The organism is Psychrobacter sp. CX16, assembly GCF_057396245.1.
Window position 1 is genome coordinate 18467 of record NZ_JBXYJF010000025.1, and the last position, 21841, is coordinate 40307.

Below are 21841 nucleotides of genomic sequence, written 5' to 3' on the forward strand. Positions count from 1 at the left end.
AAATTGAGTCGGTATAACTTAGCGTAACACTTACACTTTATATTAGATAAACATCAACTAACAATGCTTATTTTTATAAAGAATCGTTTAGCGTTAGCCATAACGACCTGTAATATAGTCTTCAGTCGCTTTTTGTGCTGGGTTAGTGAAGACTTGATTGGTCTCACCCATCTCAACCATATCACCTAGGTACATATAACAGGTATAGTCAGAAACACGAGCCGCTTGTTGCATGTTATGGGTTACGATAGCAATGGTATAGTCGTGTTTTAAATCTTCGATAAGATCTTCAATCGCACCAGTTGAAATTGGGTCAAGTGCTGACGTTGGCTCATCTAATAACAATACTTCAGGCTTAGTTGCTACACCGCGAGCGATACATAGACGCTGCTGCTGACCACCTGATAAAGACAGACCGGATGCTTTTAGCTTATCTTTTACTTCTGGCCATAATGCTGACTTTTTAAGCGCCCACTCAACGCGCTCATCCAGATCGGCTTTGCTTAGCTTTTCATACAAGCGCACACCAAATGCCACGTTGTCATAAATAGACATTGGGAATGGCGTTGGCTTCTGGAATACCATACCGACGCGGGCACGTAGTAAGTTCACATCAACATCTTTATCTAAGATATTTTTGCCGTCAAGAATGATTTTACCGTCAGCACGCATGCCTGGGTACAAATCATACATTCGGTTAAAGGTACGTAGCAGCGTAGATTTACCACAGCCGGATGGGCCGATAAATGCCGTCACATTCTTTTCAGGAATGTCGATGTTGATTTGCTTTAGGGCCTTAAAATCACCGTAATAAAAGTCCAAATCACGGATTTTCATTTTTGGATTTGGCATATTGTCTGGCAAATCAGCAACGGTTTGTTTGGTAAAAGAGGCCGTATCTGGCTGCTCTTGTTGATTACCCGTCTGAATTGGCTGCTCTAACATACTTTCACCACTGTTGTTTGTGGTGTTAACGACTGCTTTTTTCTCTACTGTATCTGACATAATCATACCTTCTATATCACTTAAAAATGAGTAACGGTTGTGTGTGCTTGTTTATTTAATCAGCTTAATTTTTCTCGCGGCCAACAATACGAGCAAGGATGTTAAGGCCTAATACAGAGAAGGTAACTAACAAAGCACCACCCCATGCAATCATATTCTGTGTGTCATCTGGTGCTGCAGCAAATTGGTAAATGGTCATGGGTAAGTTGGCCATAGCACTGCCCATGTCCCAACTAAAGAATCGGTTATTTAGTGCCGTAAATAGTAATGGTGCGGTCTCACCGGTAATACGGGCAAAGCCTAAAAGAACACCGGTAATCAAACCTGATTTTGCGGCACTCATTGTTACTGAAGTCACTACTTTCCACTTCGGTGCGCCTAGCGCATAAGAGGCTTCGCGCAATTGGTTAGGTACTAAGTTCAACATGGTTTCGGTGCTACGTACCACAACTGGGATAATAATCAGTGCCAGTGCAATAGCGCCTGCCCAACCTGAGAAGCTACGGTTATTTACCATTAAGGTAAACACGAATAGACCAATAACAATAGAGGGCGCTGATAACAAAATGTCATTTAAGAAACGTGTTGCTTTACCAAGCCATGAGCCTTGAGAGAACTCTGCAAGATACACACCTGCCATTAGGCCAATAGGTGCGCCGATGAAAAGTCCGGTACCTGCAATCATGATCGAACCCACAATCGCATTTCGCAAACCACCCATGGTATTAGGCGGCGGCGTATCCACGGTAAAGATAGGCATGGTAAGCATCGCCTCCATCCCTTTACGCAGTAGATCAAATAAGATCCAGCCCAGCCAAATCAAACCAAAACTCATAGCCAATACGGCAAAGATAAGACCCAGTACGTTATAAAACTTACGCTTTGAGTACAGCGACTTATTCATGCGCTGCTCAAAACTGCTTGGGCTACTAGAGGCTGATGTTACACTTGAATTCATTGTCATAATATTTTTCCTGCCAAATACCTTACATATCTATGATTAAGTCGTCTAAAAATAGCTGCCTAAAATTAGTTACCAGCTCTCTTATCAATACGTGACAACATGATTTTAGATATGGATAAAACAACAAAAGTTATAACAAATAGAATTAAGCCTAGATGTAATAAGGTGGCGACGTGCATTTCACTAGAGGCTTCCGCAAATTCATTGGCAATTGACGAGGTAATAGTCACACCTGAGCCGAATAAATTTGAATTAATGTTATAAGTGTTACCGACTAAGAAAGTTACCGCCATGGTTTCACCCAGTGCACGGCCAAGACCAAGAATCACACCACCAACAACACCCGCTTTGGTATAAGGTAGGATAATCTTATACATGACTTCCCAAGTAGTCGCCCCTGCGCCATAAGCCGATTCTTTTAATAACTCTGGAACCACCGAGAACACATCTCGCATGGTGGCAGCAATAAAAGGAATGATCATAATGGCTAAGATTAACGAGGCAGTGAAAACACCGATCCCCAGCGGCGGCCCGCCAAAAAAGCTACCGATAATCGGTATTGGACCAAAGTTATCAATAATGAAAGGTTGGACATATTTGGCAAATAAAGGCGCTAATATAAAAAAGCCCCACATGCCATAAATAATAGACGGAATACCCGCTAATAATTCAATGGCCATACCCAGTGGACGACGTAACGTCTTAGGGCAAAGCTCTGTTAAGAAGATTGCAATACCAAAACTAACCGGAACGGCAATCAAAATAGCGATAATAGACGTCACAATGGTACCGTAAATCGGGGCTAAAGCACCGTATTCATCATTAACGGTACTCCAATTTGAACTGGTATAAAAACCAAAACCAAATTCTTTAATGCTTGGCCATGCTCCGATAATTAGCGACAGCATGATTCCGCCTAAAGAAACCAATACTAATAAAGCAAAGAACTTGGTCATATTGACAAATATGACGTCGTTTCTTCGCTGCTTTGCTAGCTGAGCCTGTAAGTCAGACATGGTAACCCCAACATGAGTAGAAATTTAACTTTCTTAAAATTTATAAATCGAAATATAATTAGTAAAAGGCAAGTAAATGAATTGTCATTTACTTGCCAATTGTTTTAACGTTCATTAACAGTGACAAGTTAATGACTGTTATTTAGGGGTATATACTGGCTGACCGTCAGCACCAACTACTTGCTTCCACTCTTCTTTGAATAGAGCAACGGCTTCGTCTGGGAATGGAACATAATCAAGGTCTAATGCCGCTTGATCACCTTCGTTATATGCCCAGTTAAAGAAGTTCAATACACCAGCAACTTTTTCAGGGTTCTTAGGCTGTTTGTGTACTAAGATGAAGGTTGCTGCAGCGATAGGCCATGCATCGGCAGTATCTGAGTTTGCGATAACTTTGTAGAAGCCTTCCGCTTTTGACCAATCAACGTTACCAGAGGCGGCGAATGATTCAGCAGATGGCTCAACTTTGTTACCCGCAGCGTTAATCATAGCGGTATGAGACATGTTGTTCTGCTTAGCGTAAGCATACTCAACATAACCGATTGAGTTAGGTGCTTGAGTTACCATACCAGCAACGCCTTCGTTACCTTTACCACCAACGCCAGTACCGGTTTGGTCAGTTGGCCATTCAACGCTTTTATCAACGCCGATGTTAGCCCAGTCGCTTGATACTTCATTTAGATAATAAGTGAAGTTAAACGTAGTACCAGAACCGTCAGAACGGTGAACCGTAGTGATATTGGCATCAGGAAGCTCAACGCCTTCGTTTAATGCAGTGATTGCTGGATCGTTCCACTTAGTGATTTTACCTAGGTAGATATCAGCCAATACTTCGCCGCTTAATACCAATTCACCAGGCTCAATACCTTCGATATTAACGATAGGTACAACGCCGCCGATAACGGTTGGGAACTGGATAAGACCGGCTTCTGCTAGCTCTTCTGGCTTAAGCGGCTTATCTGATGCACCGAAATCAACTGTGTTTGCTTTAATCTGCTTAACGCCACCTGAAGAACCGATAGAGTTATAGTTGACTTGACCTTTGGTAGCGTTTTGGAAGTCAGCAGACCATTTTTGATAGATAGGTGCTGGGAAAGATGCACCGGCACCACTGATGTTCATTTCAACGCCTTCAATGTCTGTGTAGCTATCAGCACTACCAGCAGTTGAATTGGTTGATTCAGAAGCGGTTGTGCCTTCAGTAGTGGTGGCTGTCTCACCATTTGTAGCGGTGTCGTCCGTTTTCTTGTCACAAGCGGCTAAACTTAAAACACTTGCTACTGCTACGGCTAATAGTGAATAACGCATATTCTCTCCTAAAGAGTCATTGATAAATATTTTTATATAGGTAGGTAAAAATAGAGTTGCCACATAATGATGAATCCTTTTATCAGCTCCTCTATCGGATTGAGCACATTTTGCCCTCTAAGTATGACAGTTTGATGAAATAATTATTTATTGTAAAAAATAGTAACTTTTAGAAAGCAATCTTTTTAAAAACTTACATTGCGTATGCTTTAACACGACTCCCACAGAGCTATCTATCTCACCATTAAGTATTCTTTACATTGACTTTACCTATTAGCAAGGTAAACTAAACCGTAGTCCTGTACACTACGCATTCAATGTTTTGGTGCAGACAATTTAATTTTGCTACCCGTCAGGGCTCTTAATAGAGTAATACTTAGGACTAACAGCCTAAGATTAACGGTAACGCCAAGATTCTATTGTAACAATGTGTCCCAACCATTAATGAAAAAACAGGTACAACCTATGAAAAAACTTTTTATGCCATTTGCTCTGCTGTTAACTATGTTATTAACAGTACCTGCCAACGCTGGCCTCGCCTCGTGGTATGGTCCAGGGTTCCATGGTAAAAGAACGGCATCAGGCGCCATTTATAATATGTACGCCATGACAGCCGCTCATAAATCACTGCCTTTCGGTTCTAAAGTAAAAGTAACCAATCTTAAGAACAACAAATCGGTTGTGGTTAAAATTACTGACCGTGGTCCATTCACCCCAGGTCGTATTATTGATTTATCTAAAAAAGCAAACCAGTCGCTAAACTGCAACTTATGTAAAGTGGACGTCGAAGTACTGAGTAGAGGCGACGGCAAGTACCGTAAACAGTAAGCCTTACTGACATTATTATGTGCAAAAAGCCAATGGATTAATCCATTGGCTTTTTTTGTGTTATAAAGGAAATGGCATATAAGATTTAAATGCAATTGAAGACTGTTATTGGACTCAAAGTTTGATAAGATATCTGTATTATCAAAATCATTAAGACTCGGGGTGCAGGCCATCTGTTCGCTAATAGTTTAGTTGCTATTATTGGACAAAGCGTTTGCTGAGACATCACCCGTTGAACCTGATGCGGTTAATACCGCCGTAGGAAAGTCATTGCAACTCCCCTATCCTTTATAAAGACCTGTTCATTATCATGACTCTTTAGAGCCAGACTCACGCTTATGTTAATCCTTTAAAATTAGCATGCTTATTTATCAATATATAAGCGCATAATATTTAAAGAGACATCTCAAGCTACCGTCTGCTGATACAGGGTTTATTTATAAACAAATAGGGTACTGTCAAAACGACAAAATCTGCACTTACCGAGTCTTTATTTTTACCTCCGGTTTTTTAGCCTTTTATTCTAGAAGCCAACATGGCAATTGCCATTAGCAAAAAATAAGGAAATTCCCATGAGTAATGCAGAAAATAGCATCAAAACCCCCGCTCACCGCAACGCCAAAGACGAGCGCTTTGACGAAGAAGCCCGCGACTTAACGCGTAGCCTGCCCGCCTCACGCAAAGTATATATCGAAGGCTCACGTCCTGATATCCAAGTGCCGATGCGTGAAATTACTCTAACCGATACCCCAACTGGCGGTTTTGGTCTCGAAAATGGCGAAAAGAACCCGCCTTTTTATGTCTATGACACCTCGGGCGTGTATACCGACCCCAATGTTAATATCGATTTGACTAAAGGCTTGCCAAAACTGCGTGAAAAGTGGATTGAAGAACGTGGTGATACTGAAATTCTAGACGGCCTATCAAGCAACTACGGTAATGAGCGTGCGCGTGACATCAAAACTGCTAATATTCGCTTTGCTCATATCGACAAGCCACGTCGTGCCAAAGCAGGTAACAACGTTACCCAAATGCATTATGCACGCCAAGGTATTATTACTCCTGAAATGGAATACATCGCCATTCGCGAAACTCAAAAGCAGCATGAACGGACCGATATGCGTCAACATGCTGGCGAAAGCTTCGGTGCCAATACCCCAAAAATTATCACCCCTGAATTTGTGCGTGATGAAGTAGCCGCCGGCCGAGCCATTATCCCAAACAACATCAACCACCCTGAATCTGAGCCAATGATTATCGGTCGTAATTTCCTAGTGAAAATTAACGCCAATATCGGTAATTCAGCGCTGGGCTCAAGCATTGATGAAGAAGTGTCGAAGATGACGTGGGCTACCCGTTGGGGTGCGGACACCATCATGGACTTATCAACTGGTAAGAATATCCATGAAACCCGTGAATGGATTATCCGTAACTCGCCAGTGCCAATCGGTACCGTGCCTATCTATCAAGCGCTAGAAAAAGTCGATGGCGTAGCAGAAGACCTAACTTGGGAGATATTTCGCGATACCTTAATTGAACAAGCCGAACAAGGCGTGGACTACTTTACTATTCATGCCGGCGTACTACTGCGCTATGTGCCATTAACTGCTAAACGTCTGACCGGTATCGTCTCTCGTGGCGGCTCTATCATGGCCCAGTGGTGTTTAGCGCATCATAAAGAAAGCTTTTTATATACCCACTTTGAAGAAATCTGCGAAATCATGAAGCAGTATGACGTGGCCTTTAGTTTAGGCGATGGTTTGCGTCCGGGCTGTTTGCAAGATGCCAACGATGAAGCTCAATTTGGTGAACTGCGTACTTTAGGCGAGCTGACTCAAGTGGCTTGGAAACATGATGTACAAGTTATGATTGAAGGTCCAGGTCATGTTGCCATGAACCGTATTAAAGAGAACATGGATCTTCAACTTGAGATGTGTCATGAAGCGCCTTTTTATACCCTTGGCCCATTAACCACAGATATCGCTCCAGGTTACGATCATATTACCAGTGCTATCGGTGCGGCTATGATTGGCTGGTATGGTACGGCGATGCTATGTTATGTGACCCCAAAAGAGCATTTGGGCTTACCGAATAAAAAAGACGTAAAAGATGGCATTATCACTTATAAGATAGCTGCCCATGCTGCTGACCTTGCCAAAGGTCACCCTGGCGCTCAAGCCCGAGATAATGCCCTATCTAAAGCTCGCTTTGAATTCCGCTGGGATGATCAGTTTAACCTAGCCTTAGACCCAGATACCGCACGTGAATATCATGATGAGACGCTGCCGAAAGATGCGCACAAGTCTGCCCACTTCTGCTCTATGTGTGGGCCTAAATTCTGCTCAATGAAGATCACTCAAAATGTGCGCGAATATGCAGCAGGCCTGCCTACCGGTAGCGAGGTAACCCCAAGTAGTGGCGAGCTGTCTGATGATGTACATCTAATCAAAGAAGTGGATACTGAGCTTGTTGGTCAAGTCGGTGAAGCCAGCTTTGAGGAAGTACAAAAAGGCATGGAGCAGATGAGTGAAAAGTATAATGCAGAAGGACGTCAGCTGTATAAAGAGGTTTAATAAAAAGGTCTATGATCTAGATCTTTAGTGCTAAAATAATAAAAAGGCTTGAATCTCTAGAGATTCAAGCCTTTTGCTTTTGTATAGGTTTAAAATAGTAGCATTAAGAATAAATAACCTAAAAACTGCGCTTTTAAGATGAACTATCTATACTTTAGATGCGGTATAGATTTTGTCGATTGATGCATCGATAGTCGCTGAGAATTCTTCGTCTGTTTGAGACTTAGATAAACCTTCAGTGAAAGCACGCGAGAAGCTAGCAATCATACCTGGGTTTTGTTTTAAACGCTCACAAGCTTCATCACGACTATAGCCACCTGATAAGGCAACTACTTTAAGCACTTTTGGATGGTTAACTAACTCTTTATAGAAGCCTTGCTCTTCTGGCAGTGTCAGCTTCAACATCACTTGATGGTCATCATCTAAGCTGTCTAAGTTACGTAGAATCTCTTCTTTTAGTAACACTTCGCTTTCAAGCTTATCTTTGCTTTCGATGTTAACTTCAGGCTCAACGATTGGCATAAAGCCTTCAGATAAAATCTGCTTCGCCACGTCAAACTGCTGCTGTACCACAACTTCGATACCGTGTTGGCTCGCTTGATGGATAACCGAGCGCATTTTGGTACCAAAGATAGGATAGTTTTTTGCCTTCTCTAGTAATGCGGCCAGATTTGGAATTGGCTTCATCACTTGTACACCATCCATCTCTTCTGCCAGACCTTTATCTACTTTTAAGAAAGGAACGATATTTTTATCTTCCCATAAGTAGTTAGCGGTTGGCTTACCATTCACTTCGCGGTCCATCGTGTCTTCAAACAAGATAGCGCCCAATACACGACCACTGTCAAAGCAATCACAAGTCATGATACGGGTACGCATTTCATGCACTTTAGCAAACATCTCATCATCATTTGAGTATTCGCTTTCTTCTATGCCATACATACGTAGCGCTTTTGGTGTACTGCCTCCACTTTGATCAAGGGCTGCGATAAATCCAGTGTCATTTTTGATACGTTCTAGCTGTTGCTGATAGCTCATGATTTTTCCTATTTCTATGCTAAAAGTGAATGAAAGAGTGATAAAAGGAGTAACTTAATTTTTGTTATAAAGGTAACATAGCTTAGCAAAAAAATCCGCATTGTTCATGTTTAATAGCGAGGCAAACCATTACCCTAAAGCTTACTATATAACTGTCACTGCTTGGATAATTTCTGTTGGTATTATACGCTACTGAGCCCGAAAAATAAGCCTAGATAGCAGCAAAAATACAAGAGTATTACGCCTCTATTGACTCAATTCTACTCGATTAGTACTCTGTTGAATTTTAATTACGGGTTAACGATGAAGACAGTTAATAGTTAATACTTTTAGTATTCGAATGGTTATTATATCTTGTATGTAAAAATAGGCTCTGTGATAATGGGGCTTAAAATAACAAATAACCCTAATTTTTTCACTTTTAAAGAGAGTATTATGAAAGCATTAAATGTACTGATAATGGCCACTACCCTTACTATAGGTGCTCTTGCTGCTGGGTGTCAAACCACCAACGGCGTACAAACTACCAATCCGCATGCTCATTCTAAAATCACTACCCAACCGATTACTAATGATGTGTTACAAGCCTACAATTGGCAGCTTATTGATGCAGTTGATGCTGATAACCAAAAGGTAGATGAGCTGTTTATTAATCCGTCTAAGCCATTGACCTTAAACTTTATGGCAACTGACAGTGGCAATCTCGTTAACTTTAAAAACACCTGTAATAATATTTCAGCGCCTTATAGTATTAATAACGGTAACGTACAAATTGGCAATATCATGAGTACCATGATGGCCTGTCCAGATACCGAAGCAAAATTCGATGCCGCCACAGTAAAAACAGTGATGGGCACATATACTTTGAGCAAAAATAGTGGCAATGTGCCTGTGTTAGTTATTTCAAATGACAACCAAGTGTCTCATTTTAAAGCAGTTGCTAAAAATAAATAACCGTCATCCATATCTTATTATCTCATTACGAAGGAGTGCTTATCTCTAGGCGCTCCTTTTTTTATACCTCTCACATCTCTTATATCTCCCCGTTTTGGCTAGCTTTATAGTTATACCAGTTGATACTTTCTAATAGTAGGATGAATAGAATTCATTTATAGAAAAATCTGTCTATTCTTTAATCAATTTCTATCCACGACACCTGGGTAACTATTCTTCTATATAATTGACATTCACTAATCACGCTGATATCAAGCCAACCCTATATACCCCTTATAAAATATAGCCTTAGCTATTAAAAACCTTTAAATTACTCTGATTTTTAATCCTTTAAATCACCTTTAAATAGTATTCCTTTATTTAAAGCACCCATAAACATGAATTAAATTCATCTTATTTTTAGTTTATATCGTTTTTATTCATGTTATATATTGAGTATGATTCATCACATACAGACATTTGGTCGATTTAAAAATTAGGATAGAGGGTAATCCGATGAGCAAGCAGTTAACCTATTCAATCTCGAAAATTCGTTTTGATGAAAACTACAAACCGGCAGACAGCACGCGTCTGACCACCAACTTTGCGAATTTAGCCCGTGGCAATAGCCGCCAAGAAAACCTACGCAAAACGCTAACCATGATCAATAACCGCTTTAACGCGTTAGCCAACTGGGACAATCCAAATGCAGACCGCTACTCAGTTGAAGTAGATATTATTTCTGCAGATTTAGACGTCGAAGGAGATGGTAATACTTTTCCAGCGATTGAAATGCTACAAACCACTATCGTTGATCATAAAGAGAACAAGCGTATTGAGGGCATTATCGGTAACAGTTTCTCCTCTTATGTGCGCGATTACGACTTTAGCGTGGTATTGCTCGATCATTTTGATAAGAATCCAAACACACCACCACCTGCAAGCTTCGGTGCACTGCACGGCAAACTGTTCCAGCACTTATTAAATTCAGACGCTTACAGAGCCAACTTTAATAAGCAGCCTGTTATTTGCTTGAGTGTGTCGACCAGCAAAACCTATCACCGCACCACCAATCAACATCCCGTATTGGGCGTGGAATACAGACAAGATGAATACTCGTTAACTGATGAGTATTTTCATAAAATGGGCTTAAGAGTGCGTTACTTTAAGCCTAAAGGCAGCGTGGCACCACTGGCATTTTACTTCTCTGGTGACCTGTTGGCCGATTATACTGATCTCGAATTAATCAGTGCAATCAGTACGATGGAGACTTTCCAGAAGATTTACCGTCCGGAGATTTACAATGCCAATTCAGCAGCCGGTCAGGTTTATCAGCCAAGCTTAGAGTATCAAGATTACTCACTGACTCAAATTGTCTATGACCGTGAAGAGCGCAGTCAGTTAGCAGTGAAACAAGGTAGATTTACTGAAGAGCAATTTATTAAGCCGCATCAAGAATTACTTAATGAGTGGGCAGCAAGTTTAGATGACTCGAGCACTACATCTAGTTAAAATGATGCACATACTAAAAACGTGGCTTAAGCGTTTGCTTACTGATTAAAACCGACCGCTCCCAAATATATCAAACATCAAACCAGATTAGAGAAGATAAATAACATGGCACTATTATTACCAACGTCAACCGCAGGCAGCTTACCAAAACCTTCGTGGCTGGCAGAGCCTGAAAAATTATGGTCTCCTTGGAAATTAGAGGGTGACGCGCTTATCGAAGCCAAACAAGATGCGCTACGTGTGTCATTGCAAGAACAAGTCAATGCAGGCATCGATATTGTCAGTGACGGCGAGCAGACTCGTCAGCATTTCGTGACAACCTTTATCGAGCATCTCGATGGTGTTGATTTTGAAAAGCGTGAAACGGTTAAAATCCGTAATCGCTATGAAGCGAGCGTTCCTTCAGTAGTCGGTGCGGTTAGCCGTCAAAAGCCAGTGTTTGTTGAGGATGCTGCTTTTTTACGGGCACAAACCGATCAACCTATTAAATGGGCGCTGCCTGGTCCAATGACCATGGTGGATACTTTATATGATGGTCATTATAAGAGCCGTGAAAAATTAGCTTGGGAATTTGCCAAAATATTAAACCAAGAAGCCAAAGATTTGGAGGCTGCTGGCGTAGATATTATCCAGTTTGATGAGCCTGCCTTTAATGTCTTCTTCGATGAGGTCAGTGACTGGGGTGTTGCCACGTTAGAGCGTGCTATTGAAGGCTTAAAATGTGAAACGGCAGTACATATCTGTTATGGCTATGGTATTAAAGCCAATACCGACTGGAAAAAGACGCTGGGTTCAGAATGGCGTCAGTACGAAGAGATATTCCCTAAGCTTCAGCAGTCTCAGATTGATATCGTATCGCTAGAATGTATCAATTCACGTGTACCAATGGACTTGATTGAATTGATTCGCGGTAAGAAAGTGATGGTTGGTGCCATCGATGTGGCAACCAATGAGATTGAAACACCGGAAGAAGTAGCCGATGTGCTACGTAAAGCCTTGCAATTCGTCGATGCAGACAAGCTATACCCATCGACCAACTGCGGTATGGCGCCTCTATCACGTCAAATCGCTCGAGATAAGTTACTTGCGTTAAGTACAGGCTCAGCCATTGTTCGTAATGAGCTAACTCGCTAGTTTTGCTAATAAGCAATAACAGGCGTGATATAAATAAGGTATTTAGTACTCTATCAAAACCAACCTTAGGATGACAGTCATGATTGAAGCAACCGATTTTAGAGATGCCATGTCTTTGTTAACGACTGCTGTCAATGTCGTCACCACCAAAGGCGCCACTGGCATTCATGGATTTACAGCCTCTGCGGTGTGCAGCGTCACCGACACACCGCCGACGTTATTGGTCTGTATGAATACCACTTCTCGTTCCCATGCGCATTTCGTTGATAATAAAGTGTTAAGCGTCAATGTGCTGGGTGCCCATCATGAACAAATCTCGAATGCTTTTGCATCTAGACTAGATTCTGAAGCGCGCTTTAAACAGGCTAATTGGACTGAGCTTAAAACAGGCGCGCCTATTTTGGAAGATGCTTTAGTGAGTTTTGATTGTGAAATTGACCAAATCCAAGAGGTAGGAACACACAGCGTATTTATGTGCCGCGTTGTCGCTATTAAACAAGCCGAGCAGCACGGAGGAAATGGTGAGAGCTTAGTCTATTTTAATAGATCTTATCATCAGCTTGGTCAAAGTGCTCAAGCACAAATTGCTTAGCTACAGACTAAAATAAAGAGGGTCTATGTATTATTCGATAGACCTTAACTCTAAGCACTACTCACTTATCTCTAATAAAAATCGTAATCTGGCCAACCAACGTTTGATAAACTATCAAACCAAATAAACTTGACTGAGATATAAAATCCCGTGGAATTAATCATCTTTTTAATTATTGGCGCTCTAGCAGGATTTGCTGCGGGGCTTTTTGGTGTGGGCGGTGGCACGATAATCGTACCCCTGCTATTTATTGTGTTTACCCAAATGGACTACCCTGCTGACGCAATTATGCATTTAGCGTTAGGGACATCACTGGCGACCATTATTGTAACCTCTATTAGCTCGTTAATGGCGCACAATAAAAAAGGCTCAGTGATGTGGCCTGTGTTTAAAAATCTAGCACCTGGCATGGCAATCGGCTGCTTTTTGGGCGCAGGATTGGCAGGACAAATCTCTGGAATTCACTTACAAATTATCGTTGGTGTGTTCTTGCTTTGGGTTGCTTATAAAATGTTCGCTAAAGCCAAGAATCAGGCAACACCGACAAATGCTAACAGTCAAAACGTCGGTTATACAGAGGCTCACCTACCGTCAACACCTAAGCAATTAGCTGCTGGCGGCGTGATTGGTATCGCCTCGGCCATCTTCGGTATTGGCGGCGGCAGTTTAACCGTGCCCTACCTCACCCGTTATGGGGTGGTCATGCAAAAAGCAGTGGGCACTTCAGCAGCTTGCGGCTTGCCGATTGCGATTGCTGGCGCGTTAGGCTTTATGCTGTTTGGTATGCAGCAAAAATTAGATGTACCAAATACCATTGGCTTTGTGCATATTTATGCCTTTTTAGGTATTAGCGTCATGAGCTTTTTTACAGCCAAACTAGGTGCAAAAGTCGCTCATATTCTATCTCCGGCGATGCTAAAGAGATGCTTTGCTGTGCTACTGACTGTTGTCGGCTGTTATTTCTTATACAAAGGTCTGCGTTAGGCCTGACAATTATAGTCAGCGAACTACTCAACGGTTACAGTGTTAACCTCGCTAAGCCTACATTTGTAGGACTGACACTCGGTTGCTTTGTAACCATGTTAGACCTCTTTGACTATATATTACGCCTAGTGATTAAACCAATCAGATAACAAAAGCCCCTGCTAATCTTAGAATTAGCAGGGGCTTTACGTGTAACAAAGTTAGAATCTGTCGAAGATTAAATCTATTCGACCGTCACTGATTTTGCCAAGTTACGTGGCTGATCCACATCCGTGCCGCGCATAACAGCTACATGATACGATAAGAACTGAATGGGAATGCTATAGACGATTGGCGCTAGATGCTCATTCACATCTGGTACATTAATCACGTGCAGTCTGTCATCGCTCACAAGCTCGCTTGAATCACTAGCAAACACAAACAGCTCACCATGGCGCGCATGCACTTCTTGCATATTGGCTTTTAATTTATCAAGCATGCTGTCTTTTGGCGCAAGCACTACAATCGGCATATCTTTATCAACCAAGGCCAATGGACCATGCTTAAGCTCACCGGCTGCATACCCTTCGGCATGAATATAAGAGATTTCTTTAAGCTTTAATGCACCTTCTAAAGCGATAGGATACTGCACACCGCGGCCTAAGAATAACGTACTCTTTTTGTCTTCGAACTTCTCACTCATCTTTTCAATCGACTGGTCAAGCGTTAAGCTCTTATCTAGCTGACCTTTTAGGTTGTGCATCTCGGTGACAATGGTTTTGAGCTCATTGGCATCAATACGCTGCTGAACTTTACCCACTTTCAACACCAGTAACATTAAAGCGGCCAATTGAGTAGTAAACGCTTTGGTCGATGCAACACCAATCTCCACGCCAGCTAATGTCGGCACAAAAATATCAGTTTCACGTACCAAAGACGAGGTCGCTACGTTACACACGCTCAGGCTGACTAGGCCATTGATATCGTTTCTTTTAGCCAAGCGCTGAGTTTCACGTAAGGCAGATAAGGTATCCGCTGTCTCACCCGATTGTGATAAGCAAACCACTAAGGTGTTGTCCACCACCACAGGATTACGATATCTAAATTCGCTGGCCACTTCTACCGAGCAAGGCAGGCGGGTTAAATTCTCAAACCAATACTTAGCGACCATACCGGCATGATAACTAGTACCACAGGCCAAGACCTGAATATGACGAACACCTGCCAATGATTCTTCATGACGCTGCAAAAAGTCTGCTTTCAAATCATCGGCATCGATACCCATCTCAAGAGTACGCGCCACCGCATCTGGCTGCTCGTAAATCTCTTTGAGCATATAATGCTTAAACTCGCCTTTATCTGCGTTATGCTGCTCGGCATCTAACTCTTTAATCGCGCGTTCAACCGGCTTACCATCAGCAAATACTTGGATACCATCACGTTTGATAATCGCAATGTCACCTTCCTCTAGATACATAAAGCGGTTGGTTACAGGCAATAGTGCCAATTGGTCAGAAGCAATAAAGTTCTCTCCAATGCCCACGCCGATTACCAATGGAGAGCCTAGACGTACAGTGATTAATTCATCAGGGTTATCGACGTGTACCACGCCTAGTGCAAACGCACCCTGTAAACGTGGCACAATCTGCTTAACCGCTTTAAATAAATTACCGGTCTCTTTATAGGCGTCTGCTACTAAATGAGCCACTACTTCCGTATCGGTCTGAGAGGTAAAAGCATAACCTTTTTTAATCAACTCTTCTTTTAGCGGTCCGTAGTTCTCTACAATGCCGTTGTGTACCACGGCTACTTTACCAGATACGTGCGGATGCGCATTATGCTGTGCAGGCTCACCATGGGTCGCCCAACGGGTGTGGGCAATACCAATATGACCTTTAAAAGTATTGGCGTTACCGTCTACAGCATTGACGAGCTCTTGGACTTTACCGACCTGACGCTCACGATATAACTCGCCGTCACGGATAACAGTAAGACCCGCTGAATCATAGCCTCTATACTCTAAGCGCTTTAGACCCTCCAATAAAATATTAGAGATATTACGCTCAGCGATGGCACCGACTATTCCACACATATCTTGTCCTTAATTGATCATTCTTAATAGCTGCTGATGAGGTTATCTAGCCAGCTTCTTATTTGTTATTCACCCGCACATCACCTTATCCGCGGCCGACGATATCTTCCTATAATGGCTTTTCTATAACAGCTTTCTATGAGCTAAGGTCGCATCGACTGGTTCAGAGGCTAAAGGGTTATTGTTACGGGATAATACTGTGTCATCCTGAGCTTACTTCTTCTTTTCAGGACGCTGATAATTGTCTTTTTGTACTTGACGACCACGGGCAATCGCTAGCGCATTGTCGTCTACATTTTTAGTAACCACAGAGCCTGCACCAATGGTTGCCGTACTGCCGATAGTCACAGGCGCTACCAGACTTGAGTTCGAACCAATAAAGGCGTTATCACCAATGGTCGTTTGATGCTTATTAACCCCATCATAATTACAGGTAATCACGCCGGCGCCCACATTCACATGACGGCCAATTTGTGAGTCGCCCACATAACTTAGATGATTTACTTTACTGCCTTCACCAATGTTCGACTTTTTGATTTCAACAAAGTTACCTAGACGAGTGCTATCGGCCAATACCGATTGTGGACGCAGGTGCGCAAATGGGCCAATGCTGGCTGACTCACCAACAGTTGCCTCATCAAAGACACAATAAGGCTTCACGTGGCTACCGCTACCAATATGACTGTCTTTAATAACACAGCCTGCCTCAATAGTCACGTTATCGCCTAACGTCACTTGACCTTTAAACACCACATTCACATCAACAAAGACATCTTGACCGACCGTGACTTGACCACGGATATCAACGCGACTTGGGTCAGCAAACTGTACGCCTTGTACTTGTAACTCTTCTACTAGCTTTGCTTGCAAACTGCGTTCAAGTTTGGCAAGTTGCTGGCGGTTATTAACGCCCTCAATCTCAAATTCATAATCAGGCTCAATTGCTTCAATGGCAAGACCATCGGCGACGGCCATTTTTACGATATCGGTCAGATAATATTCTTGTTGCGCATTATCGTTAGATAATTTAGGCAAATATTTGTGCAATAGCGCATTATCAACACAATAGATACCGCTGTTGATTTCACGAATCAATTGCTCTTCTTCAGTCGCATCTTTTTGTTCAACAATCGCTGTAATCAGACCTTGCGCATCACGTTTAATACGGCCTAGTCCAAACGGATTATCGACTGTTAACGTCAGCATCGACATGCCTTCGACATTGGCCTCTTTTAAGCGCGTCAGCGTGTCAGCGCTAACCAGTGGTACATCACCATATAGAATTAAGCTTTTGCCCTCACTCGGCAAATCCTCTAATGTTACTTTGACCGCATGACCGGTGCCGAGCTGCTCGGCCTGCTCAACCCAAGTCAACTTGTAATCTGCCATTGCATTTTTGACTTGATCGCCACCAAAGCCATACACCACAATCGTCTTATCTACATTGATTGACTGGCAAGTATCTAAAACATGCGCCAACAATGGCTTGTCCGCCAAGGTTTGTAATACTTTTGGTTTTGCTGACTGCATGCGCGTGCCTTTGCCAGCAGCAAGGATAATGACAGATAAGGCAGAAGAATTTGATACAGAAAGTTTTGTCATAGTTTATATCGTTATTTAAATAAGTTAAAAAAGAATAGTGACCGCTATAAAACTTGCAATTGCCATTAATAATATTGCCATCGCTGCGGCAATAACATCATCGAGCATAATACCCAGCCCACCCTTTACTTTACTATCAATCCATCCTATAGGATAAGGCTTTACAATATCAAAAAATCTAAATGCTAAAAAAGAGGTGATTAAAACAATCCAATCTAAAGGCACTTCATCTATATGGGTTAATTGACCCAAACCTATATAAGATAATGGTAGCATGGTAATCCACATGCCTGCCCATTCATCCCAAACAATATGCGGGTCATCATGCACGTCCATAAGGATTGAAGTACGGTCGCAGATCCAAATGCCGACGACACTAGCAATTATGGTTATGGTCAAAAAGGGGATGAACCCTAACATCATAAGTGGTATGCCAATCAAGAAACCAGCAAGTGTGCCCCATGTACCTGGTGCCCGTTTAGGCAGTCCACTACCAAGCCCAATACCTAGCCAATAAACTAGCTTGTCAAGACCGTTTGAATTATGCGGTAAAGGAGGACATATATTAGCCTTTCTAATATCAGGCTTATGATCATGATGAGGTGAGACAGATGGGTCAGACGACATTGCTATTCCTTGCTAAAGTGCTGATAGCCGCTTAAGTTAGGATATTCAGTAAACGGATAGGGGCTTTGATGGGTCACTGAAGTACCTTGATAAACTAGATTAATATGTGACGTCTCTTGTAGTGATGTTTCTGGTTCAACGACCTCACCAATACAAGTCACTTGAGTATGCACTGTGGGCACAGACACATCAGCAGGTAAGGTAAATGCCAGCTCGTAATCATCTCCGCCGGTTAACTGGCACAATAGTCGCTGCGCCAAATCAATGCGCTGTAATGGGTCGCTGGCAGGCAGATTCTCTAACTCTAAACGCATGCCTACACCGCTTTGCTCACAAATATGGCTTAAATCTTGAGTCAGTCCATCCGAGACATCAATCATAGCAGTAACCTTTCCTTGCTGAGACAGTGCTTCACCTAGGCTAATACGGGGGGTCGGCATATGCAAGCGATGCGCCAACTGCTGACCAATCTTAGTTTCTGGATGATACAGCGCATAACAAGCATCGCCTATACTACCAGAGACATAGACCTTATCACCAACTTGTGCGCCGCTGCGATAAATAGCCTGTGTTGTACCATCCAGAATACCATTAGCCGTTATACTCAGCACAAGCTTATCATTGCGCGTGGTATCACCGCCAATAAGACGCACTCCAAATTGGGTGCAAGCGTGAAACAGCCCTTTTGCAAAGTCGCTAAGCCAAGCTTCATTAGCTAACCGCTTTGGTAGCGCTAATGCCAGCAAAATACTATGTGGTTTTGCACCCATTGCGGCAATATCGGATACGTTTACTGCAACAGCCTTAAATCCAATCGCAAACGCCAACTCATTTACTTTTGTCCAGTCTTCACTAAAATGCCGACCTTGCACCAGTGTATCAACACAGGTCACCCATTGACTAGTAGCAGGTAATCTAATGACTGCCGCATCATCCCCTAAGCCTTTAATAATAGGAGCGGCACTTTCCACTTGGCTATGGGACAGTTGTTCAAAATAACGGTAAATAAGCTCAAATTCAGTCATTAAATATCGTCCTGAGTTGGACAAAGGGTAAAAAGCTTATGCTATAAACACGTGGTTTACTTTGAAGATTTACGTCCAATTCGAGGTTTTGGCTCACGTTTAGGCTCACTCTCGCTGCTCGAATCCTCAATCGTATTTTTGTTTGCCTTGTCTACATCTAAGGTATCAGTATCTAATCTATTAGCATCGTTTAAAGTTTCTGAACCATGCTTATCCGTCTTTTCTGACATTGCATTTAAAGCTCGTTTCTCTTTTGACTTCTTCTCTTTATAACCACTGCCTGTATCCGCAGCAACTTCTACTTCGCGAAGCTCGGCTGCTAACTTGTCCATTACCGCGTTGATAAGCTTATGCGCATCTGTTGCGCCAAAGTGTGTATTCAGCTTCATCGCTTCATCTAATACCACTTTATAAGGAATATGCAGACTGTGTTTTAATTCATAAGCACCAATTAGCAGTACGGCATGCTCAACCATATCAATCTTATCGATTTCACGGTCTAGATGCTGCGAGATTAGCGCCTCTAGCTCTTCAATTTGCTCAGGAATATCACGCATCATATCGTGATAATAGCCCAAATGCACGGTATGCATGGCATTGGTCGCACGGGTACGCGCCGCGATATCATGGGGCGGGTTTGACTTCCAAGCACCATGGCCAGTTTGCTCAAAGCGGTGATCAGTCATTAGCCACTCGTATAGCCCTTGTAACGCAAAACGGCGTGCTTTACGTACCGCAGTATGGCTGGTTTTGTAGCTGGATTCGTTGATATCGAACTGGGTGTTTTCAGCTTGTATCGGGGTGTTGTCGCTCATATAGTCAGATACCTATCGCCAGAGGGGATGCTCTGACATTTCTTTAATTACATTCAATAAAAATATTTAATAAAAAACTTTAATAAATAAGGTCACAGCCAACAGGTTAATTTGGAGGGCTGCTTTATATATAGTGGTGCACCTGTTGTGAGTATCACAAATAGGCACAACATCATTCAAATTAACGATAATAATAAATTGTGTTGGCTAAGTAGAATGGCTATGTTCATAATAACAGAGCCACTCTCCTGCCAGTTCTGCTTATCTAATATAAAAAATTAGACTTAGAATATTGCAACTTACTCGTCGTCTTCAACATCAAGTTGAGACAATACTGCGATCATCTCAAGCGCAACTAAAGCGGCTTCTGAGCCTTTATTACCGGCTTTTGTACCAGAGCGCTCAATGGCTTGCTCGATGCTGTCAGTGGTCAAGATGCCATTAATTACAGGAATATTATAATCCATAGATACACTAGCAAGACCATTGGCCGAGCTGCCGGCAACGATATCAAAATGAGGCGTGCTACCACGGATAACCGCGCCTAACGCAACAATCGCGTCAAAACGATCAGACTCTGCAGCACGCTGTGCTGCTAGTGGTAATTCAAAGGCACCCGGTACACGAATCACACTGATGTTTTTGCCAGAAACGCCATGACGTAATAAGGCATCAATTGCGCCATCGACTAATGATTCAACAACAAAGGCATTAAAACGGCCAACCACGATACCGATACGGGCATCGGTGTTTTGATGTAAATTGCCTTCAAGATGGGTGATATCGTTACGCTCTTTTTGTAAATCTTGCATTGCCATGTCCTAATATAAAGAAGTAGCTCATTAAAGTGACGGCCTGCAGCTTGCGCCCGATTACTGACAACAAAGCTATCATAGACCAAAAGTAAAATAAATTAGGCTTATAATAGCATTTTTTGCCATCAATTTTCGTTGTGATTCGTTGTTATCTGCACAGAGTATATGCTACAAACGCATCTCAATACCGCGCTCGGCCATATACTGCTTTGCCTCACCAACGGTATATTCGCCAAAATGGAAAATACTGGCTGCCAATACCGCATCAGCACCGCCTTCTAATACGCCTTCTGCTAAATGCTGCAGATTACCCACACCACCAGAGGCAATAACAGGTATATTGACGCGCTGAGTAATAGTTTTCATTAATGCCAAATCATAGCCCTTTTTGGTGCCATCGCCATCCATTGAAGTAACCAATAACTCGCCAGCGCCAAGCTCCGCCATTTTAACTGACCAAGCTACTGCATCGATACCCGTTGGTTTGCGGCCGCCATGAGTGAATATCTCCCAGCGCGGCTCTCCATCAACATCATCCACTCGTTTGGCATCAATTGCCACAACAATACACTGACTACCAAATCTCGCTGCTGCTTCTGCAACAAACTCTGGCGTAAATACCGCTGCTGAGTTAATTGCCACTTTATCGGCACCGGCATTAAGTAGATTACGGATATCTTCAATTTTACGCACGCCGCCGCCTACTGTTAGCGGAACAAAAACCGTTTCAGCGATACGCTCTACCATCTCATACGTGGTATCGCGCCCATGATGAGTGGCGGTAATATCCAGAAAAGTAATCTCGTCAGCGCCTTGCTCGTTATAGCGCTTGGCTACTTCTACTGGGTCGCCTGCATCTTTGATATCAACAAATTGAACACCCTTTACCACACGGCCATTATCGACATCTAAACACGGAATAATTCGTTTTGCTAACATGCACTCTGCCCTATAATTGTCATTTCTATGTTTGGTATCTATTACTAAAATTAGCCACTA

19 protein-coding genes and 1 riboswitch are annotated in these 21841 nt (G+C 42.6%); of the genes, 7 read left to right on the plus strand and 12 right to left on the minus strand.

The genetic code is table 11. The annotated features are described in order from the left end of the window. Window positions 1–93 precede the first annotated feature (93 nt). From pstB to pstS, 4 genes are all read right to left on the minus strand, one after another. Complete coding sequence (gene pstB / locus AC2SLM_RS09700) at window positions 94–1020, minus strand: phosphate ABC transporter ATP-binding protein PstB (RefSeq protein ID WP_486553567.1); 927 nt, start codon at window positions 1018–1020, stop codon at window positions 94–96. 49 nt (window positions 1021–1069) lie between these two features. Then, window positions 1070–1963 (minus strand): phosphate ABC transporter permease PstA, encoded by an 894-nt coding sequence (pstA, locus tag AC2SLM_RS09705; RefSeq protein WP_486553568.1) that lies wholly within the window; start codon window positions 1961–1963, stop codon window positions 1070–1072. Between the two features lie 71 nt (window positions 1964–2034). Then, window positions 2035–2985 (minus strand): phosphate ABC transporter permease subunit PstC, encoded by a 951-nt coding sequence (gene pstC / locus AC2SLM_RS09710; protein WP_486553524.1) that lies wholly within the window; start codon window positions 2983–2985, stop codon window positions 2035–2037. 138 nt (window positions 2986–3123) lie between these two features. Continuing rightward, window positions 3124–4293, minus strand: coding sequence for a phosphate ABC transporter substrate-binding protein PstS (gene pstS / locus AC2SLM_RS09715; RefSeq protein ID WP_486543828.1), 1170 nt, complete (start codon window positions 4291–4293; stop codon window positions 3124–3126). A 465-nt stretch (window positions 4294–4758) separates the two neighbouring features. On the opposite strand from pstS, the gene AC2SLM_RS09720 reads away from it, so the two are divergent. Both AC2SLM_RS09720 and thiC read left to right on the plus strand, forming a co-directional pair. Next, entirely contained in the window at window positions 4759–5121 is a 363-nt protein-coding gene (locus AC2SLM_RS09720) for a septal ring lytic transglycosylase RlpA family protein (protein WP_486543829.1), read from the plus strand. A 148-nt stretch (window positions 5122–5269) separates the two neighbouring features. Beyond that, a riboswitch (TPP riboswitch) is annotated at window positions 5270–5403 on the plus strand. 290 nt (window positions 5404–5693) lie between these two features. Then, window positions 5694–7694, plus strand: coding sequence for a phosphomethylpyrimidine synthase ThiC (gene thiC, locus AC2SLM_RS09725; protein WP_486553526.1), 2001 nt, complete (start codon window positions 5694–5696; stop codon window positions 7692–7694). A gap of 147 nt (window positions 7695–7841) precedes the next feature. Here thiC and AC2SLM_RS09730 read toward each other — a convergent pair whose 3' ends face one another. Then, window positions 7842–8732 carry a fructose bisphosphate aldolase gene (locus AC2SLM_RS09730; RefSeq protein ID WP_486553528.1) on the minus strand — a complete coding sequence of 297 codons (891 nt, stop codon included), beginning with the start codon at window positions 8730–8732 and terminating at the stop codon, window positions 7842–7844. A 435-nt stretch (window positions 8733–9167) separates the two neighbouring features. On the opposite strand from AC2SLM_RS09730, the gene AC2SLM_RS09735 reads away from it, so the two are divergent. From AC2SLM_RS09735 to AC2SLM_RS09755, 5 genes are all read left to right on the plus strand, one after another. Next, window positions 9168–9686 carry an META domain-containing protein gene (locus AC2SLM_RS09735; protein ID WP_486553530.1) on the plus strand — a complete coding sequence of 173 codons (519 nt, stop codon included), beginning with the start codon at window positions 9168–9170 and terminating at the stop codon, window positions 9684–9686. Between the two features lie 495 nt (window positions 9687–10181). Beyond that, window positions 10182–11177: a DUF1852 domain-containing protein gene (locus tag AC2SLM_RS09740; RefSeq protein ID WP_486553532.1), complete on the plus strand. Its 996-nt coding sequence runs from the start codon at window positions 10182–10184 to the stop codon at window positions 11175–11177. A 105-nt stretch (window positions 11178–11282) separates the two neighbouring features. Continuing rightward, window positions 11283–12311 carry a methionine synthase gene (locus AC2SLM_RS09745; protein WP_486553534.1) on the plus strand — a complete coding sequence of 343 codons (1029 nt, stop codon included), beginning with the start codon at window positions 11283–11285 and terminating at the stop codon, window positions 12309–12311. A gap of 79 nt (window positions 12312–12390) precedes the next feature. Next, window positions 12391–12903, plus strand: coding sequence for a flavin reductase (locus AC2SLM_RS09750; RefSeq protein WP_486553536.1), 513 nt, complete (start codon window positions 12391–12393; stop codon window positions 12901–12903). Between the two features lie 150 nt (window positions 12904–13053). Next, on the plus strand, window positions 13054–13887 hold the full coding sequence (locus AC2SLM_RS09755) for a sulfite exporter TauE/SafE family protein (RefSeq protein WP_486553538.1): 834 nt from the start codon (window positions 13054–13056) through the stop codon (window positions 13885–13887). 223 nt (window positions 13888–14110) lie between these two features. Here the strand turns inward: AC2SLM_RS09755 and glmS are convergent, their stop codons facing one another. From glmS to hisF, 7 genes are all read right to left on the minus strand, one after another. Continuing rightward, entirely contained in the window at window positions 14111–15958 is a 1848-nt protein-coding gene (gene glmS / locus AC2SLM_RS09760; RefSeq protein WP_486553540.1) for a glutamine--fructose-6-phosphate transaminase (isomerizing), read from the minus strand. Between the two features lie 213 nt (window positions 15959–16171). Then, window positions 16172–17560 (minus strand): bifunctional UDP-N-acetylglucosamine diphosphorylase/glucosamine-1-phosphate N-acetyltransferase GlmU, encoded by a 1389-nt coding sequence (gene glmU, locus AC2SLM_RS09765; RefSeq protein WP_486553542.1) that lies wholly within the window; start codon window positions 17558–17560, stop codon window positions 16172–16174. A gap of 24 nt (window positions 17561–17584) precedes the next feature. After that, window positions 17585–18187 carry a phosphatidylglycerophosphatase A family protein gene (locus AC2SLM_RS09770; protein ID WP_486553544.1) on the minus strand — a complete coding sequence of 201 codons (603 nt, stop codon included), beginning with the start codon at window positions 18185–18187 and terminating at the stop codon, window positions 17585–17587. 2 nt (window positions 18188–18189) lie between these two features. Beyond that, window positions 18190–19212, minus strand: a complete 1023-nt coding sequence (gene thiL / locus AC2SLM_RS09775; RefSeq protein WP_486553546.1) for a thiamine-phosphate kinase — start codon at window positions 19210–19212, stop codon at window positions 18190–18192. Window positions 19213–19268: 56 nt separating this feature from the next. After that, window positions 19269–20027, minus strand: a complete 759-nt coding sequence (nusB, locus tag AC2SLM_RS09780; protein ID WP_486553548.1) for a transcription antitermination factor NusB — start codon at window positions 20025–20027, stop codon at window positions 19269–19271. A gap of 299 nt (window positions 20028–20326) precedes the next feature. Then, window positions 20327–20839 (minus strand): 6,7-dimethyl-8-ribityllumazine synthase, encoded by a 513-nt coding sequence (gene ribH, locus AC2SLM_RS09785; RefSeq protein WP_486542487.1) that lies wholly within the window; start codon window positions 20837–20839, stop codon window positions 20327–20329. 171 nt (window positions 20840–21010) lie between these two features. Then, window positions 21011–21781 (minus strand): imidazole glycerol phosphate synthase subunit HisF, encoded by a 771-nt coding sequence (hisF, locus tag AC2SLM_RS09790; protein WP_486553550.1) that lies wholly within the window; start codon window positions 21779–21781, stop codon window positions 21011–21013. Window positions 21782–21841: the final 60 nt, after the last annotated feature.

What these genes read in the sequence shown, in the direction of transcription:
- AC2SLM_RS09750 (WP_486553536.1), top strand. Translation starts at nt 12,391, where the DNA reads ATGATTGAAGCAACCGATTTTAGAGATGCCATGTCTTTGTTAACGACT.
- ribH (WP_486542487.1), bottom strand. Translation starts at nt 20,839, where the DNA reads ATGCAAGATTTACAAAAAGAGCGTAACGATATCACCCATCTTGAAGGC.
- AC2SLM_RS09720 (WP_486543829.1), top strand. Translation starts at nt 4,759, where the DNA reads ATGAAAAAACTTTTTATGCCATTTGCTCTGCTGTTAACTATGTTATTA.
- pstC (WP_486553524.1), bottom strand. Translation starts at nt 2,985, where the DNA reads ATGTCTGACTTACAGGCTCAGCTAGCAAAGCAGCGAAGAAACGACGTC.
- hisF (WP_486553550.1), bottom strand. Translation starts at nt 21,781, where the DNA reads ATGTTAGCAAAACGAATTATTCCGTGTTTAGATGTCGATAATGGCCGT.
- glmS (WP_486553540.1), bottom strand. Translation starts at nt 15,958, where the DNA reads ATGTGTGGAATAGTCGGTGCCATCGCTGAGCGTAATATCTCTAATATT.
- glmU (WP_486553542.1), bottom strand. Translation starts at nt 17,560, where the DNA reads ATGACAAAACTTTCTGTATCAAATTCTTCTGCCTTATCTGTCATTATC.
- thiC (WP_486553526.1), top strand. Translation starts at nt 5,694, where the DNA reads ATGAGTAATGCAGAAAATAGCATCAAAACCCCCGCTCACCGCAACGCC.
- thiL (WP_486553546.1), bottom strand. Translation starts at nt 19,212, where the DNA reads ATGACTGAATTTGAGCTTATTTACCGTTATTTTGAACAACTGTCCCAT.
- AC2SLM_RS09745 (WP_486553534.1), top strand. Translation starts at nt 11,283, where the DNA reads ATGGCACTATTATTACCAACGTCAACCGCAGGCAGCTTACCAAAACCT.
- AC2SLM_RS09740 (WP_486553532.1), top strand. Translation starts at nt 10,182, where the DNA reads ATGAGCAAGCAGTTAACCTATTCAATCTCGAAAATTCGTTTTGATGAA.
- AC2SLM_RS09730 (WP_486553528.1), bottom strand. Translation starts at nt 8,732, where the DNA reads ATGAGCTATCAGCAACAGCTAGAACGTATCAAAAATGACACTGGATTT.
- pstA (WP_486553568.1), bottom strand. Translation starts at nt 1,963, where the DNA reads ATGAATTCAAGTGTAACATCAGCCTCTAGTAGCCCAAGCAGTTTTGAG.
- AC2SLM_RS09735 (WP_486553530.1), top strand. Translation starts at nt 9,168, where the DNA reads ATGAAAGCATTAAATGTACTGATAATGGCCACTACCCTTACTATAGGT.
- nusB (WP_486553548.1), bottom strand. Translation starts at nt 20,027, where the DNA reads ATGAGCGACAACACCCCGATACAAGCTGAAAACACCCAGTTCGATATC.
- AC2SLM_RS09770 (WP_486553544.1), bottom strand. Translation starts at nt 18,187, where the DNA reads ATGTCGTCTGACCCATCTGTCTCACCTCATCATGATCATAAGCCTGAT.
- pstS (WP_486543828.1), bottom strand. Translation starts at nt 4,293, where the DNA reads ATGCGTTATTCACTATTAGCCGTAGCAGTAGCAAGTGTTTTAAGTTTA.